We start from the raw sequence: 16229 nt of genomic DNA, 5'->3' as shown, positions 1-16229 counted from the left end.
CTCGATCCCCGCTACGAAGAGGGCGCATAATCTCCCCGCTGCCCACTCGCACCAGGAGGCGCCCCCACCGTGGAGTGGTTCTCGTCGTCGGCATACTGGCTCGGCCGGCTCGTATTCCAGCGCTCCCTCGCGGCCGTCTATGGGGTGGCGTTCCTGGCGGCGGCTCTGCAGTTCCGGGCGCTCATCGGGGAACGCGGAATGCTGCCCGTGCCCGACTTCGTCCGGCGCGTGCCGTTCCGCAGCGCGCCCAGCCTGTTCCAACTGCGGTATTCCGACCGGCTGTTCGCCTCGTGTGCGTGGACGGGTGCGCTGCTTGCCGGGGCCGTGGTGGCGGGGGCGGCCGATGCAGTGCCGCTCTGGGCGGCGATGGTGTGGTGGGCGGTGCTGTGGGCGCTGTATCTGTCGATCGTCAACGTCGGCCAGACCTGGTACGGCTTCGGCTGGGAGTCGCTGCTCCTGGAGGCCGGTTTTCTCGCCGTGTTCCTGGGCAATGACGAGGTCGCGCCGCCGGTGGTGCTGCTGTGGCTGCTGCGCTGGGTGCTGTTCCGCGTCGAGTTCGGCGCCGGGCTGATCAAGATGCGGGGCGATCCGTGCTGGCGCGATCTGACCTGCCTGTACTACCACCACGAGACCCAGCCGATGCCCGGCCCGCTGAGCTGGTTCTTCCACCATCTGCCGGGGCCGCTCCACCGCGCCGAGGTGGCTGCCAACCACTTCGTCCAACTCGTCGTCCCCGTCGCTCTGTTCACCCCGCAGCCGGTGGCGAGCATCGCCGCCTGCCTCATCATCTGCACCCAGCTGTGGCTGGTCCTCTCCGGCAATTTCGCCTGGCTGAACTGGCTGACCATCGTCCTCGCCGCCTCCGCCCTGGACGGCTCCCTCATCGCCGAACCGCCTTCGCTGCCGGATGCCCCGCTCTGGTACGAGACCGTGGTCCTTCTCGTCGCCGTACTCGTACTGGCGCTCAGCTATCGGCCCGCCCGCAATCTCCTCTCTCATCAGCAGCGGATGAACACGACGTACGAGCCACTGCATCTGGTGAATTCCTATGGGGCGTTCGGCAGCATCACGCGGATCCGGCACGAGGTCGTCGTCGAGGGGACGGCGGACGAGGAGATCACCTCGCAAACCGTCTGGCGGGAATACGAATTCCACGGGAAGCCGGGAGATGTACGCCGCCTTCCGCGCCAGTTCGCGCCCTATCATCTGCGGCTCGACTGGCTTCTCTGGTTTCTCGCGCTCTCGCCGTCGTACGGATACTCCTGGTTCGGCGGATTCGTCGAACGGCTTCTGGTCAACGACCGCAACACGCTGCGCCTGCTGCGGTACAACCCCTTTCCCGATGACCCGCCGGTGTTCATCCGTGCCCGCATGTGGCGCTACCGCTTCACCACCTGGCAGGAACTGCGTACGACGGGAGCGTGGTGGCACCGTGAGGCGCCCCGCGAGTTCCTGCCCCCGACGACACTGCGCTGACCGCGCCGTCCCGGTCCGCCCGTCCGCCCGCTGCTATGCGGCGGGCTCGATGTTCTGGTTGGCGTGGAACAGGTTGTGCGGGTCGTACAGCCGCTTGATCGAGGCCAGGCGGTCGTAGTGGTCGCGGTATGTGGCCTTCACCCGGTCCCCGCCCTCCCCTGCACCGATGAAGTTCACATAGGAACCACCCATCGAGTGTGGGTGTAGCTCGCCCCAGTAGTCGACACACCACTGCCGGACGACTTCCGCGTTGGCCGGGTCGGGGTCGATGCCGCCGATGACCCCGGACCACATGGCGTCCCGGTAGGCCCAGGCGGTGTCCTTCTGGGCGACGCGGTGGGCGGCGCCGTCGACCGGGTAGAGGTGCATCGTCGACAGATCGGTGGGCAGGCCTTCCGCGTACTTGGCGTGCACGTCGATGGCGCCGTCCGTGATCCGGTCGAAGAAGTCGCCGCGCCAGTACCACTGCAGCCCCTTGGGGATCAGCTCGTCGAACATGGCCTGCAGCATGGGGTACGGCATGGGGCTCGTGAAGTGGAACGTCGGCGGGCCCGGCTCGTTCACCGGCTCGAAGGTCTTGTCGGCGGCATCCGGGTCGCCCGTCCAGCACCACACCACGCCGCACATCTTGTGGCCGTGGATCTCCTCGGGGAACGGCGGCCCCGGCGGGACGACGAGCGCGGCGAAGAAGCCGTTGAGGTCGTTGGGCGCCTGTGGCAGGAAGTCGCGGTACCAGCGCAGCACGTCGCCGATCCGGTCCAGCGTCCACAGGGTCACCCCGAGCACCACCGTGTGCACGGGGTGCAGCCGGAAGGTGAAGGAGGTGACGATGCCGAAGTTGCCTCCGCCGCCGCGCAGCGCCCAGAACAGGTCGGGGTTGTCCCGCTCGGTGGCGGTGACGAAGGTGCCGTCGGCGAGCACCACGTCGGCGGCGAGCAGGTTGTCCGCGGTCAGGCCGTACTTGCGGGTCAGGTGGCCGTGGCCGCCGCCGAGGGTGAGGCCCGCGATGCCCGTCGTCGACATGATGCCGGCGGGGGTGGCGAGGCCGAATCCGTGGGCCGCGTGGTCGAGGTCGCCGAGCACGCTGCCGCCGCCGACCTGTGCGGTCTCGGTCACGGGGTCGACGCGCGCCCAGCGCATGGGCGACAGGTCGATGGTGACGCCGTCGTCCACCAGGCACAGTCCGGCGCCGCTGTGTCCGCCGCCGCGTACCGCCAGTTCGAGGCCGTGGTCCCGCACGAAGTCGACCGCGTCGATGACGTCCGCGGCGTCCGTGCAGCGCACGACAGCGGCCGGTCTCCGATCGATCATCGCGTTGTAGATCGAGCGGGACTCGTCGTACTCGGGGTCGTTCGGGCCGATGACCGGGCCGCGCAGCACGGTCCGCATCGCCTCCAGCGTCGTGCCGTCCATGACGATCTCCTTGAAGAGGGCACGGCAGGGGCCGTGTCCGCCCGGCACTTCCCCTGCTGGGCTGCCGGTGGTGACACGCGCGCGCCGGGGCCCCGGCACCTCTCGGGCCGCACGCGCGATCGGACGCCACAGGGCTGACCCTTCAAGCGTCCCGCCGGACGCGCGGACCCGCAATCGGTGGCTCTGCGACCCCGTGGCCGCTGGCCCGGTGTCATGCGGGATGCCGGGGTCCGGTCCCCGGGCGCACCATGGATGCATGGACGGTCGCATCGGTGCCATCAGTCCACCGGGGCGCCTCGCCGAGCCGGCCGAGGGCATCAGCCCCGAGGAACTGGCGCTCGCGACCCGCAATCACGGCATGCCCCTGGAGTCCCTGCGGTACGACCTCACACCGCCGGGGCTGCACTATGTGCTGGTCCACTACGACATCCCGGCCGCGGACGCCGACACATGGGTGCTCACCCTATGTGGCCGGGTCCGTACCCCCCTCACGCTCGACATGGCGGCGCTGCGGTCCTTCCCGCCTGTCACACACCGGGTGACGATGGAATGTGCGGGCAACGGCCGGGCCCGGCTCACGCCGAGGCCCGTGAGCCAGCCCTGGCTCGTCGAAGGGGTCGGCACCGCCGAGTGGACGGGGGTGCCGCTGCGCACCCTCCTCGCCGAATGCGGTGTGGCACCGGGCTCCGTCGATGTGGTCTTCACCGGCGCCGACCACGGCCTGGAGCGCGGCGTCGAACAGGACTACCGGCGCAGCCTGCCGCTGGAGGTGGCCACGGGCCGCGAGTCCGAGGTCGTCGTGGCCTATGCGATGAACGGCGCTCCCCTGCCGCCGCAGCACGGATATCCACTGCGGCTCGTGGTTCCCGGGTGGTACGGCATGGCGCACGTGAAGTGGCTGCGCGACATCACCGTCATCGGCACGGAGTTCGCGGGGTTCCAGCAGCAGGTGGCCTACCGCTACCGGCAGTCGGCGGACGATCCGGGCGAGCCGGTGACCCGGATCGCCCCGCGCGCGCTGATGGTCCCGCCGGGCTTCCCGGACTTCATGTCCCGTACGCGCGTGGTGCGGCCGGGGCCGCAGTTCCTGGAAGGCCGCGCCTGGTCCGGCCTGGCCCCGATCGTACGGGTCGAGGTGAGCACGGACGGCGGACGCGGCTGGTACGACGCCGAACTCGACGGGTCGCCGCACGGCCGCGACTGGGCCTGGCGGCGCTGGCAGGCACCCTGGACGGCGATACCCGGCACCCATGTCCTCAGCGTCCGGGCCACCGACGCCGAGGGCAACTCCCAACCGCTGACGCAGAGTTGGAACCGGGGCGGCTTCGGCAACAACCTCGTGCAGCGGGTGGAGGTGCTGTGCGAGGCAGCTGCCTACCCTCATGACAGCGCCCCCGGCGCAGCCGAGGCCGCCGGCCACGCCGAGTCCCCCGCCCGCTCCCACACCGGCACCGGCACCGGCACCTGACCAGCGGTACAGCAGAGCTGTACGACGCGGCCCGACACAGCGGGTTGGCGGCACGGGCCAAGGGGACGGGGTCACCGGAGCCGGCCGACAGCGTGGGTCAGCGGACGATCTGGTCGCCGTCCGGCACGTCCTGAACCGTCACGATGTGGCGGGCACGGCCGAGCCCATCGGCCACGGCGCGGGCGATCCCGGCGACGTCCTGGCCGCTCGGGACCGGGACCTGCTCCCCGTCGCCGTAGCTCTCGATCGACTTCGTGAAGTAGCTCGGATGCCAGGCGCCGACCGCCCCCTTGACCTCGATCGAAGCCACCGGACGGCCGCCGACGAGGGCCTTCAGGGCGGGCAGTATCTCGTCGGAGCGCAGCTCACCCGGCACCTGGAACAGACTGGCGTGCGCACCCACCAGGCCGCCGCCGCGCAGCCGTACCGTCACCGTGAGGCAGCTGGTGACACTCGGGTAGGTGATGACACCGCCCGGGGCGACCTCCTTGACCTGCCCCTCCGAGACGGTTGCCGCGAGCGGAGCCTTGGTGCCGTGCGCGACGGCCTCGGCCGCGATGCCCTGCCCGCCGTTCAGCGGCTCATGCGTACGGGCCTGTGCCGTCGAGCCGGCCCGGATCTCCAGCGCGAGCAGCGCCAGTGGAAGCACGAGGGCGCCGGCCGTGGCGGCCCTCCAGGCCGTCGGTCGGCCGGTGGCGTGGGTGGACTGACGGGCGCGCGGGAAAAACACCTGAACTCCTGGCGGGTGAAACAGGGTCGGTCACACATGTGCGGCCGACCTACGGTCGGCCGACAACTGTACGCAGCCGAATGCCTGGCGGCGTACGCGAGCCATATGCGCAGCCCACACGCGCTTGGCCGCCATGTGGCCGCGCGCCATAGGTGCCCGACCCATGTGGTTGAGCCACATGGCCCGGCGCGTCGGCCGGCCCGTCTCAACGCCCCGGCCGCGTGGCCGAATTGGCCCTCCTGATCTCTGCGGAAGGTCCGGTTAACGTCACTTTCAGCACTCGGAAACGCACGAGCACGAGCATGCGCAAGCGCACGAGCAACAGCAAGGACAGCAGCGATGAGTCATGAGAGCACGGCCGGTGCCGCCGAGTCGGCACGCCGCTATTACGACACGAGCGACGTCGACGCCTTCTACGCCAAGGTCTGGGGCGGCGAGGACATTCACACCGGGATCTACGCCCATGAGCGGGAGCCGGTCGCCGATGCCTCCCGGCGCACGGTCGAGACGGCTGCGGCGAAGATCGCCGACCAGCTGACTCCCGCCTGCACCGTGCTGGATCTGGGATCCGGATACGGCGGCCCGGCCCGCCATCTGGCGGGTGAGTTCGGCTGCCGGGTCGTCGCGCTCAACATCAGTGAGGGGCAGAACGACCGGCACCGCAAGACCAATGCCGAGCGCGGGCTCGACGGGCTCATCGAGGTGGTCGCCGGTTCCTTCCAGGACATTCCCTTCCCGGCCGAGCGATTCGACGTGGTGTGGTCGCAGGAGGCCTTCTGTCACAGCGGGGACCGCGAGCGGCTGCTCAGCGAGGCCGTCCGGGTCCTCAAGCCCCAGGGCGCGTTGGTCTTCACCGACCTCATGGCCGCCGATTCCGCGCCACCCGAGGCGCTGCGCCCGGTGGTGGCCCGCCTCGGTGTGGAGGAGTTCGCCACGCCGTCGTTCTATCTTCGGCAGCTGGCCGAACTCGGCCTGAAACACGTCGAGTTCGACGACCGCAGCGACCAGCTGCTCACCCACTACCTCCGGCTCACCGAGGAGACCCGGAGTCGCGCCACGGAGCTGCGTGACGTCATCAGCCCGGCTTACGTGGAGAGCCTCCTGGAGAATCTGCCCCTGTGGGTGGATGCCTGCCGCGAGGGCCATCTGAGCTGGGGCATCTTCACCTGCCGCCGGTAGCGTGACCCCGCCCGGGGGACGCAGTGCCTTCCCCGGACCGACAGCGGCGCCCGCAGTACCCGAGTACAGGCGTACTCAAGTGCTGAGGGCGCTTCAACTGCCGTACAAATCAGGCTGCTTACAACTCCATGCCCTTGATCATCGAGGCGAGCACCGCATGCAGGTCCTCGCCTGCCGCCGGGCGCAGAGCCGTCGCGAGGCGGTCCGCGCGGTAGTGCCAGCGGTGGTCGAGGTCGCGGTGCACCTCGTCGTCGAACGTGACGGTGCTGTCGCTGCCGAGCAGCGTCACCAGCTCGGCAGTCAGATCGGACCAGGCCACGTGCCCGCTCACCGCGTTGGCCACGCCGTGGACCGGCGCGTCGAGGCACGCGGTCACGGCACGGGCCAGGGCGGCCGCGTGCACCCAGGGCGCCCCGTACCAGTCGTGCCCGCCGGCACCGGCGGCCGGCAGGCCGATGGGGCGGCCGGCCAGGGCCCCCTGGTACAGCAACCCCGTCGCGCCCCAGCGCAGTTGGTCGCGGAGCCGGTCATGGGCTCCCCACACGATGGGCGAGCGCACGGCGCTCGCGCCGCCGCGCCCCTGTGTGCCGGCCGCCTTCAACAGGATCCGCTCGCAGTCGAGCTTCGCCTGTCCGTACGCGCTCAACGGCGCGTGCGACGGCGACTCCTCGGCGACCTGTCCGCTCGCGGGCTGCCCATAGGCGTCCACGCTGCTGACGAAGACGAACGGGCCGCCGCGCCAGGCGTCGACCATCGCCTCCATCGCCGCCACGTCCACCTCGGGGCGGGTGAAGGTGCACGCGGCGTGGATCACCGCGTCGGCGCTTTCGACGGCGGCACGCAGGCTGTCCAGGTCGCCGAGGTCGCCCTCGATCACCTCGATGCCGTCGCCCCCGACCAGGTGCGCGGACTCGGGGCGGGCCAGCGCGAGCACCGGCCGTCCCTGTGCGGCCAGTTCGCGCAGGACGAAGGCGCCCACGCCCCCCGTGCCGCCGGTCACCAGGACCGTGCCCTCGCGTGCCCGGCGCGGGCGCGCGGTCGTGGTGGCGGAAGCGACGGCCGTCGCCCGCTCCGCCGCGCGCGCGTCGAGCAGTGCCGCGATGGCCCGTGGCGTACGGGTCTGCATGATGTCGAGGCCGATGAGCGGCAGGGTGAGGGCGGACCGCAGGCGTTCGGCGAGTTGGACGGCGGCCAGCGAATGCCCGCCGAGCGCGAAGAAGTCGTCGTCCGGTCCTGGCCGCCGGTCGAGGAGGACCGCGAACGCCTCCGTCACCGCTTCGAGGTGAGGGCTCTTCGGCAGCGCGGGACGCGGGCCTGCGGGAAGCCTTCCCGCATCCACCGCGCCGTCGGCCGTGCGCGGCATCGCGTCGAGCAACACCACTGCGGCCGGGACCAGTTCGCGCCCCAGCACGCCGCGCAGATGGGCGCGGAGCTTGGCGGGCGAGGGGCCTCCGGTGCGGCGCAGTACCGCGTAGGCGAGCAGGGGGCCGCCCGCCGGGTCCGGTACGTGTGCGTCGGCGATCTCGGGGTGGGCCCGCAGCCGGACTTCGGCGGGGTGGCCCGCGGCGGTCTGCGGCTGGGCGAGCCGGCCGGGCAGCCGGGAGAGCGGGAGGTGGGGGTCGGCCGCGACGGCGGTCAGGAGTTCGGCGAAGGACGCGGCCAGGGCCGAGCCCGCCTCCTCGTCGAGTGCGGCGCGGCCGTACTGGACCAGGCTCGCGGGGGTGTCCTCGTCGAGCAGGCCGAAGGTGAGGTCGAACTTGGCCTCGCCCACGCCGACTTCGACGGCCCGTGCCTCAAGTCCCGGAAGGCGCAGGGCGGTCTGCTCGCCGACGACGTCCGAGGTGACGCGCACCAGGGCGGTGCCGTCGTCGCCCCGGGCCGCGGCGCCGAGCCGCTCCAGGATCAGGTCGAACGGCACCTCGCGGTGCTGCTGTGCTTCGAGCAGCGCGTCGCGTACGCGCTCGACGAGGGTGGCGAACGCGGGGTCGCCGGACAGGTCGACGCGTACCGGAAGGGTGTTGACGCACAGGCCCACCAGGCCGCGCATCGCGTGGCCCTCGCGGTGTGTGGCGGCGCAGCCGATGACGAGGTCGAGCTCGCCGGTGAGGCGGTGCAGCGCGGCGAACGCTGCGGCCAGGCCCACCGTGAACACCGTGGCCCGGCGCTCGCGGCCCAGCTCGCGCAGCGCGGGCAGCACCTGTTCGCCGAGCTCGGTGGTGCGGGTGGCGGCGGGGTGTTCGGCCGCGTCGGCGGGCAGGACGGCAGGCCGGGGCAGCCGGGGCGGAGTGGCTCCGGCGAGACGGCGGGTCCAGTGGGCGAGACCGTCGTCGAAGCGGGCCGCGTCGGTGTGCTCGCGGCGCGCGAAGTCCGCGTACTGCGGCGGCTCGGGCAGCGTGCGGGGGCGGCCGTCCACCGCGGCTTCGTACAGCGCGGCGAGTTCGTCGGCGACGGTTTCCAACGAGCCGCCGTCAATGGCTATGTGATGGAACGTCAGGAGGACGGTGTGGTCCTCGGGTCCGTGGCGCAGGACGAGGGCGCGCGGGACCGTGTCCACTGCCAGGTCGAAGGGGCGGCGGGCCTCTTCGGTCAGGAGGTCGTCACCGTCGCCCGGCGACTCGACCACCTTCACCGTGACCGCCTCGGGGGCGGGCAGCGCCTCCTGGTAGGGCTCTTCGCCGTTGCGGCCGTAGCGGGTGCGCAGGATTTCGTGGCGGCGTACCAGCTCGGTGAGCGCGCCGCCGAGGGCGTCCAGGTCGAGGGGGCCGTGCAGCCGGGTCGCGAACGGCACGCTGTACTGGGCGCCGTTCTGCCCGAGCCGTTCCATCAGCCACATGCGGCGCTGGGCGTGGGTGAGCGGCGCGGGGCCGGTGGCGCGGGCCGGTGCGGGCGCCGGGGCCGCGGAACGGCCGCCGGCGCGGGCGCGGGCCCTGCGCAGCAGCTCTTCCTGGAGGGCGGCGGAGGTGTCAGTGGCCATCGGTGTCCTCGGGCGCGTCGGGGTGCAGATCGGTGTGGGCGGCGAGCAGGGCGCGCTCGACCAGGGCGGCGTGTCCGGCGACCGTGGGGGTGGTGAAGAAGTCGGGCAGCGACAGTTCGACGCCGAGGTCTTCGCGCAGCTCTTCGGCCACGACGAGGGCGAGCAGGGAGTGGCCGCCCAGGTCGAGGAAGTCGGCGTCGGGACGGGTGACTTCGCAGCCCAGCGATCGGCTCCACACCTCGGCGACGGCCTGCTGGAGCGGGGTGAGCGGCTCGGCGGCGCCGATGGTCTCGGCGGCCGTGGCGAGGTCCGCGAGCGCCCGGCGGTCCACCTTGCCGGAGGTGGTGAGCGGCAGCCGGTCGACGACGGTGAGCTCCGCCGGGACCAGGTGGGCGGGCAGGATGGCGGCGAGGCGGGCCAGGAGTGCGTCGGGGCGGGGTACCGGGCCCGGCGCGGCCACCACGAAGGCGGCGAGGCGTGCGTCGTCGGGGGTGGGGCGGCGTACGGTGACGGCCGCGTCGTCCACCTCCGACTGCTCGCGCAGGGCGTGCTCGATCTCGCCCGGTTCGATGCGGAAGCCGCGCACCTTGACCTGGTCGTCGGTGCGGCCGTGGTAGTCGAGGACGCCGTCGGGGCGGGCCGAGACGAGGTCGCCCGTGCGGTAGAGGCGGCCGAGGGTGGGGTGGTCGACGAAGCGCTCGGCGGTCAGTTCGGGCTGCCGGGTGTATCCGTGAGCCAGGCGGCTGCCGCCGATCCACAGTTCGCCGCGGGCCCCGTCGGTGACGGGCAGGAACGCCTCGTCGAGGATGTGGGCCGTTGCGCCGGCCGTGGGGCGGCCGATCGGCACCGGCCCGTCGCAGTCGGTGTCGCTGACGCGGTGGGTGGTGGCGAAGGTGGTGGCCTCGGTGGGGCCGTAGCCGTTGACGAGCTCGACCCAGGGGAACGCGCGCAGGACCGCGCGGGCGTGCTGGGCGGCCATCGCCTCGCCGCCCACGACCACGGTGCGCAGCAGGGAGAAGACGCGGGAGCGGCGCGCGGAGAGCTGGTGGAAGAGGGCCGTGGTGAAGAACGCGACGGTGACGCCGTGCCGCTCCACCTCCTTGGCCAGGTCCTCGAAGGAGGGCCGCTCGGTGGTGCACACCACGACGGCCGCGCCGTTGGCGAGCGCCGACCACACCTCGAAGGTGGAGCCGTCGAACGTCGCCGGGGAGTGGAGGAGCACCCGGTCGCGCGCGGTGACGGTGACGTAGTCGGGGTCGGTGACGAGCTCGGCGATGGCGCCGTGGCGGATCGCGACGCCCTTGGGGCGGCCGGTGGAGCCGGAGGTGAACATGACGAACGCGGTGTCGTCCGGACCCGGTCCCTCGCCGGCTGTCCCGGCGCCGGCCAGTTGCTCGTCGCCGGGCAGGGCCAGGGTGGCGCCCGGTGTGCCGGCCGCTTCGAGCAGCTTGCTCTCGCCGACGGTGAGCGTTGCGCCCGAGTCTTCGAGCATGGCCGCGGTACGGGGCCGGGGATGTGCCGGGTCGAGCGGTACGCAGGCCGCGCCCGCCCACCACAGGGCCAGCTGGGCGACGACGGTCCTGGCCGAGCGCGGCATGAGGAGCGCCACGAAGTCGCCGGGACATACGCCCTGCTCGTGGAGATAGGTCGCCAACCGGCGTGCTGCGCCCGCCAGTTGGGCGTAAGTCAAGGTGGTGTCGCCGTCCGCCACCGCGAGGGCGTGCGGGGTGCGTTCGGCGTGCCGCGCCACCAGGGCGGGCAGGCCGGTCCGGGCCACGGTCACGGTCGTTTCCTTCCGGTCGTCGAGGAGGGTCTCGGGGTTCGTCACGTCAGGACCTCGCCCTGCGGCGCTTGTCGATGACGGCGGCGATGGCCCGGAGGTCGGGCTGGCGCAGCAACTCCGGTGCGCGGAGCCGTACGTGGGTCGCCTTCTCCAGGGCTTCGAGGAGGCGGGCGGCGAGCAGGGAGGTGCCTCCGGCGTCGGTGAAGTTCTCCTCCAGGGTGGTCTCGGGGCGGCCGAGCAGGTCGCGCACCGAGGCGAGGACGAGCCGCTCGTCGGCGGTCGCGCCGTCCGGCAGGGCGGCGTCGGTCGCGGCGGCCGCGGGTGCCTCTTCGGCGTGCTTGAGGAGAGCCGGCCGGTCCACCTTGCCGTTGGCGTCCAGCGGGAAGGCGTCCACGATGCGCACCGTCGAGGGCACCGCCTGCTCGGGCAGCCAGGCGCGTACGCCGGCGAGTATTTCGTCGGCGGCGGGCGCGGCGCCGGGGGCGGGCAGGATGTACGCCACGAGCCGGGCGCGGCCCTCGGTGTCGCGGGGCGTGGTGACGACGGCGCTGCGGACGGCCGCGTCGTGCTCGAAGGCGGCCTCGACCTCGGCCGGTTCGATGCGCACTCCGCTGATCTTGACCTGGTCGTCGAGGCGGCCGAGGAAGACGAGCCGGCCGTCGTCGAGCATGCGCACCCGGTCGCCGGTGCGGTACATGCGGTCCACGCCCGGCAGCTCCGGCAGCGGGGCGGTGAAGCGGCGCGCGGTCAGCTCCGGGTCGAGGTAGCCGAGGGCCAGGCAGGTGCCGCCGATGCGCAGTTCGCCGTCCTCGCCGCGGGCCAGGACGGTGCCGTCGGCGTCGGTGACGGCCACGGTGGCGCCCGCGATCGGGGTGCCGATGGGAGGGGCGGCGGCGGAGTGCACGTCCGGGTCGTCGGCCCGCATGGCGTGGGTGGTGGTGATGACGGTGGCCTCGGCCGGGCCGTAGGCGTTGTGGAGGGTGGCGGTCACGTCGGGGCCGGGTCGGCGGCGCATCCGGTCGCCGCCGACCATGAGGTGACGGAGCTTCAGATCCTGTGGCCAGGGCCGGTCCAGGAGGGGTTCGATCATGGGGGTGGCCGACACGGCGACCGTGACCTCGGCCTCGCGCCACCAGTCGGTGAGCGCGGCCGGGTCCCAGCGGACGTCGTCGGGCGCGGGTATGAGGGCCGCGCCGGAGGTGAGGCCGCCCCACAGTTCGAGGAGGTGCGGGTCGAAGGCGACGCCGATCAGCAGGGACTGGCGGTCGCCGGGGGCGAGCCCGGTCTCGGCGCGGTACCAGTCCAGGAGCGCGGCAAGGGCGGGTTCGGCGACGGCGACAGCCTTGGGGCGGCCGGTGGAGCCGGAGGTGAGCACGGCGTACAGGGCCTCGGGGGGCGCGGTCCGGGCATCCGGTGCGACCGGGCCGAAGGCGGCCACGACCGAGGAGGCGGCGTTGGCGCCTTCGCCCGACAGCGGCAACTCGACGTGTTCGACGGCTCCCTGACGCTTCGCCAGAATCTCTGGATCCCCGATGAGGCAGACGACGCCTGTGTCCTCGGTGACCGCGGCGATGCGGCGCTCGCCCGGGCGCGGGCCGAGCGGCAGGTAGACCGCGCCGATCCGGGCAAGCGCGACCGCGGTGATCACCAGGGCCGCGGAGCGGTCCAGGCAGACCCCCACGAGGTCGCCGGGCCGGACCCGGCCGGCCAGGGTCTTCGCGACCGCCTCGGCCGCCTCGTCGACCTGCGCGTAGGTCCACCTGCACTCCCCGTCGATCACCGCGGGGGCCCCTGGGGAGCGGCGCACCCACTCCTCGTAGCGCGACAACACCCCGGACTCTGTGGACCCGAGAAGGGGCGCGCCGTGCAGCACGCTCAGGGTGGCGTTCGTACGGTCCGATTCCTGACGATTCATCAACTGCTCGGTCATCACGACTCCTTCGGCGTGGTGAGGGCGGGGGTGGCGGTCTCGGCGAGGGCGCGGGCCTGGTCGGCGAGGACCGGGTGCTGGAAGAGCAGACGCAGCGAGGGACGCTCGCCCAGGTGCGGTTCCAGCCAGGCCGCCAGCTGCGCGGCGAGCAGCGAGTGGCCGCCGATGCGGAAGAAGTGCGAGCTCTCCTCGAAGCGGTCGTGCCCGAGCACCTCGCGCCAGCCCTCCGCGAGCAGCACGACGGCCGGGTCGTCCGACAGCGCCGGGTCCGTCATCGGGGCGGCTTCCTCGACGGGTGCGGCCGGGGCCGGTTCGGCGGCGATGCGGGCCAGGGCCACCCGGTTCGGCTTGCCTCCGGCGAGCGTCGGCATGGTGTCGAGGAGCACCCAGCGGCCGGGCACGAGCGCGCCGGGGAGGCGGGTGCTGAGCTCGGCGTGCAGCGCCTGCTCGTCCCACTCCTCGGCCTCGTCGGCGCGTTCGCGGAACGCGACCAGGCGGGGGCCGCCACTGGATTCCTTGTCGAGGACGACGGCGCAGGACCGGCCGCCGAGCGCGGCGGAGGCGGCTGCCTCGACCTCTTCGAGTTCGATGCGGTAGCCGCGCAGTTTGATCTGGTTGTCGCGGCGGCCCAGGAAGCGAAGGAGTCCGTCCTGGCCGCGGTAGCCGAGGTCTCCGGTGAGGTAGACGCGTTCGCCGCCGAGGGCCTCGACGGTGACGAAGCGGGCCGTGGTGGCCTGCGGGTTGCCGACGTAGCCCTCGGCCAGCCCGGCCCCGGCGATGGCGAGTTCGCCGACGGCGCCGGCGGGCAGCGGTCGCAGGCCCTCGTCCAGGACGTGGATCCGCTCGCCGGGCAGCTCGGTGCCGAGCGGGATCTCGGCGCCTTCGACGAGGCTGTCCCGGGTGATCTCGTGGACGGTGGAACTGATCGCGGCTTCGGTCACGCCGTACACGTTGAGCACGGAGAGCTCGGTGCCGATGGCGTCGAAGAAGGTGCGCATCACGTCGGCCGGGATGCGTTCGCCGCCGAGGACGAGCAAGCGCGGCGTCCAGCGGCCTGCCTGGAGGACCGGCAGCAGGTCTTCGCGGGTGGCGAGGAAGTAGCTGGTGGGCAGGTTGGCCACGGTGACCCGGGCGGCGGAGAGCAGCTCCGCGAGCTCGGTTCCGGTCGGCACGTCCTGCTCGGGTACGACCAGGCAGGCGCCCGCGTACAGCGAGGGCAGCACCTCTTCGAGGGCGACGTCGAAGGACGGCTGGGCGAACAGGAGCACCCGGTCGCCGGCCGCCAGAGCGAACCGCTCGGCCGCGCCGGTCAGATGGTTGACCAGCGCGTCCCGCCCGACGGCGACGGGCTTGGGGATGCCGGTGGAGCCGGAGGTGTGGATGATGTACGCCGCGTTCGGCACGGCCTGCGCCGCACGGGCGGGCGGAAGGGTCACGGCATCGACTTCGGCGCTGGGCAGGCCGTCGGGGATGCGTACGGGGCTGTTCTTGGCGGTGAGGACGAGCGCCGGGCCGAGTCGTTCGAGCAGCAGCTTGAGGCGGGCGGCGGGGTCGGACGGCGACAGCGGGCAGTACACCGCGCCGGTGCGCAGGCAGGCGAGCAGCGTCACGACGGAGTCGGCGCCGCGGGGCAGCACCGCGGCGACGGGCTGGCCAGCCGTTACTCCGGCCGCCAGCATCCGCTCGGCGAGGGCGGTGACCTGCGCGTCGAGGTCCCCGTACGTGAGGCGGCGGGCGCCGATGAGGAGGGCGGGCAGGGACGGGTCCTGGCCGGCGGCCGGGTCGAGCGGGTCGCGGTCCGGCGCCACGGCAGCAACAGGCGCTGATTCCAAGCGAGTTGAGGGCAGTGCGAGGTCGGCGAGGGCGGTGGCGGGTGCGTCGAGGTAGGCGCGCAGCAGGTCGAGGAAGCGCTCGGCGAGCAGCTTCGCCACGTCCTCGCCGAACAGGTCGGCGTCGTAGTCCCAGACGAGGGTCATGCCGGCCGCGCCGTGGCGCGGGCTGACGCCGCGCCGGTCGTCGGGGAGCAGCACCACATCGAGGTCGAAGCGGGTGGTGCCGGTGTTGAATCCCTCGAACAGGGTGATGTCGAGGCCGGGCACGTCGATTTCGGGCAGGGCCGCGTCGTGGGCGCTGAACATGACGCTGAACAGCGGGTTGTCTGCGCCCGAGGTGTGCAGGCCGAGCGCGCGGGTGAGTTCCTGGACCGGCACCTCCTGGTGCGGGAGCGCGCGGATGAGGGTGTCGGTCACCTCGTCCATGGCGTCCTCGGCCGGTGCGCCCGCGTCCAGGTTCAGCCGCAGCGGGATGGTGTTGACGAACATGCCGACGGCGTCCTCGAAGCCGCGCGGCCGGTTGCCCACAGCGGTTCCCACCACCATGTGGCTGCGTCCGCTGTGGCGCCGCAACAGTTCGGCGAACAGGCCTAGCAGGGTGGCGAACGGGGTCAGTCCGCGCTCGCGGGTGTGGGCGCGCAGCCGCTCGGCGAGGTCCGCGCCGATCGACTGGCGCAGCTGGCCGCCGTGGTGGCGGCGCCGCGCGCCGGGCTTGGTGAGACCCGGCAGCGGCATGTCGAACGAGGCGTCGCGCAGCGTGTCGGACCAGTACTCCAGGCTCGCGCTCAGCTCCTTCGCCCGTACGTCGTCGGCGCGGGCGCGCACATGGTCGGCGTACGAGCTGGGGGTCCCCAACTCGACCGTCTCGCCCTTGACGTGGGCCCGGTAGACGGTGAAGACGTCGCCCAGGAGGATCGCGAACGAGTGCCCGTCGTGGATCAGGTGGTGTTCCACGTGGATGAGCCGGTGCTGGTCCTCGGCGAGCTTGACCAGGGTCCAGCGCAACAGGGGCGCCTGTGTGGTGTCGAGGGGGGTCTCCGCCTCGATGCGAAGGAGCTTGTCGAAGGCGGCCTCGGGGTCGGCCTCCCAGGTGACGTCCACGGTGCGCAGCCGCGGCAGGCAGACGTCGGCCACCTGCTGGCTGGGCATCGCGCCGGCCACGGGGACGAGTTCGAGCCGCAGCCCGGGGTGGCGGGCGAGCGTGGCGGCGAGGCCGCTGCGCAGGGCCTCGACGTCGAGGGCGCCCCACAGGTCGAGGGAGGCGGTGAAGTTGTAGGCGCGGCTGCCCGGCTGCACTTCTTCGTGCAGCCAGACGATCTCCTGCGAGGAGGAGAGGGGGAGCATGGGCGATCCCTTGGGTTGTCGGGTCGGGTGGCGCGGGGCGCGTTCGTGCGCCCGCGCGGCGGCGCGCCGGCCGGTCCGCGGATCGCGCGGCGCGGCCGGA

Annotated in this window: 9 protein-coding genes; 3 read left to right on the top strand and 6 right to left on the bottom strand. The window is 72.7% G+C overall.

Annotated features, from left to right (window positions below):
* Positions 1–69: 69 nt before the first annotated feature.
* Entirely contained in the window at positions 70–1476 is a 1407-nt protein-coding gene (locus tag ACSHXC_RS34635) for a lipase maturation factor family protein (RefSeq protein ID WP_438295303.1), read from the top strand.
* A 33-nt stretch (positions 1477–1509) separates the two neighbouring features.
* Here the strand turns inward: ACSHXC_RS34635 and ACSHXC_RS34630 are convergent, their stop codons facing one another.
* Positions 1510–2889 carry an FAD-binding oxidoreductase gene (locus ACSHXC_RS34630; RefSeq protein ID WP_438295302.1) on the bottom strand — a complete coding sequence of 460 codons (1380 nt, stop codon included), beginning with the start codon at positions 2887–2889 and terminating at the stop codon, positions 1510–1512.
* A 256-nt stretch (positions 2890–3145) separates the two neighbouring features.
* Here ACSHXC_RS34630 and ACSHXC_RS34625 point away from each other — a divergent pair, with 256 nt between their 5' ends.
* On the top strand, positions 3146–4357 hold the full coding sequence (locus ACSHXC_RS34625) for a sulfite oxidase (protein ID WP_438295301.1): 1212 nt from the start codon (positions 3146–3148) through the stop codon (positions 4355–4357).
* Between the two features lie 97 nt (positions 4358–4454).
* Here the strand turns inward: ACSHXC_RS34625 and ACSHXC_RS34620 are convergent, their stop codons facing one another.
* A complete protein-coding gene (locus tag ACSHXC_RS34620) occupies positions 4455–5087 on the bottom strand; it encodes a hypothetical protein (protein ID WP_438295300.1) in 633 nt (210 codons plus the stop codon).
* 339 nt (positions 5088–5426) lie between these two features.
* On the opposite strand from ACSHXC_RS34620, the gene ACSHXC_RS34615 reads away from it, so the two are divergent.
* Positions 5427–6266, top strand: coding sequence for an SAM-dependent methyltransferase (locus ACSHXC_RS34615; RefSeq protein WP_438295299.1), 840 nt, complete (start codon positions 5427–5429; stop codon positions 6264–6266).
* A 118-nt stretch (positions 6267–6384) separates the two neighbouring features.
* Here ACSHXC_RS34615 and ACSHXC_RS34610 read toward each other — a convergent pair whose 3' ends face one another.
* From ACSHXC_RS34610 to ACSHXC_RS34595, 4 genes are read right to left on the bottom strand one after another with little or no spacing between them, the layout of a single operon-like run.
* Positions 6385–9240 (bottom strand): condensation domain-containing protein, encoded by a 2856-nt coding sequence (locus ACSHXC_RS34610; protein WP_438295298.1) that lies wholly within the window; start codon positions 9238–9240, stop codon positions 6385–6387.
* Complete coding sequence (locus tag ACSHXC_RS34605; RefSeq protein WP_438295297.1) at positions 9230–11068, bottom strand: amino acid adenylation domain-containing protein; 1839 nt, start codon at positions 11066–11068, stop codon at positions 9230–9232. Before ACSHXC_RS34605 ends, ACSHXC_RS34610 begins: the two co-directional genes overlap by 11 nt.
* Before the next feature lies 1 nt (position 11069).
* Positions 11070–12953, bottom strand: a complete 1884-nt coding sequence (locus tag ACSHXC_RS34600; RefSeq protein WP_438295296.1) for an amino acid adenylation domain-containing protein — start codon at positions 12951–12953, stop codon at positions 11070–11072.
* Entirely contained in the window at positions 12953–16129 is a 3177-nt protein-coding gene (locus ACSHXC_RS34595; RefSeq protein WP_438295295.1) for a non-ribosomal peptide synthetase, read from the bottom strand. The genes ACSHXC_RS34600 and ACSHXC_RS34595 overlap by 1 nt, the downstream gene beginning before the upstream one ends.
* Between the last annotated feature and the right edge of the window lie 100 nt (positions 16130–16229).

The organism is Streptomyces sp. HUAS TT7 (genome assembly GCF_051550175.1).
Lineage (GTDB): Bacteria > Actinomycetota > Actinomycetes > Streptomycetales > Streptomycetaceae > Streptomyces.
The sequence above is the reverse complement of the archived record's forward strand: the minus strand, read 5'-3'. Positions and strand labels throughout refer to the sequence as shown.

Coding starts and splice junctions, on each gene's coding strand:
- ACSHXC_RS34630 (WP_438295302.1), bottom strand. CDS start 2,889: ATGGACGGCACGACGCTGGAGGCGATGCGGACCGTGCTGCGCGGCCCG.
- ACSHXC_RS34595 (WP_438295295.1), bottom strand. CDS start 16,129: ATGCTCCCCCTCTCCTCCTCGCAGGAGATCGTCTGGCTGCACGAAGAA.
- ACSHXC_RS34600 (WP_438295296.1), bottom strand. CDS start 12,953: ATGACCGAGCAGTTGATGAATCGTCAGGAATCGGACCGTACGAACGCC.
- ACSHXC_RS34610 (WP_438295298.1), bottom strand. CDS start 9,240: ATGGCCACTGACACCTCCGCCGCCCTCCAGGAAGAGCTGCTGCGCAGG.
- ACSHXC_RS34615 (WP_438295299.1), top strand. CDS start 5,427: ATGAGTCATGAGAGCACGGCCGGTGCCGCCGAGTCGGCACGCCGCTAT.
- ACSHXC_RS34625 (WP_438295301.1), top strand. CDS start 3,146: ATGGACGGTCGCATCGGTGCCATCAGTCCACCGGGGCGCCTCGCCGAG.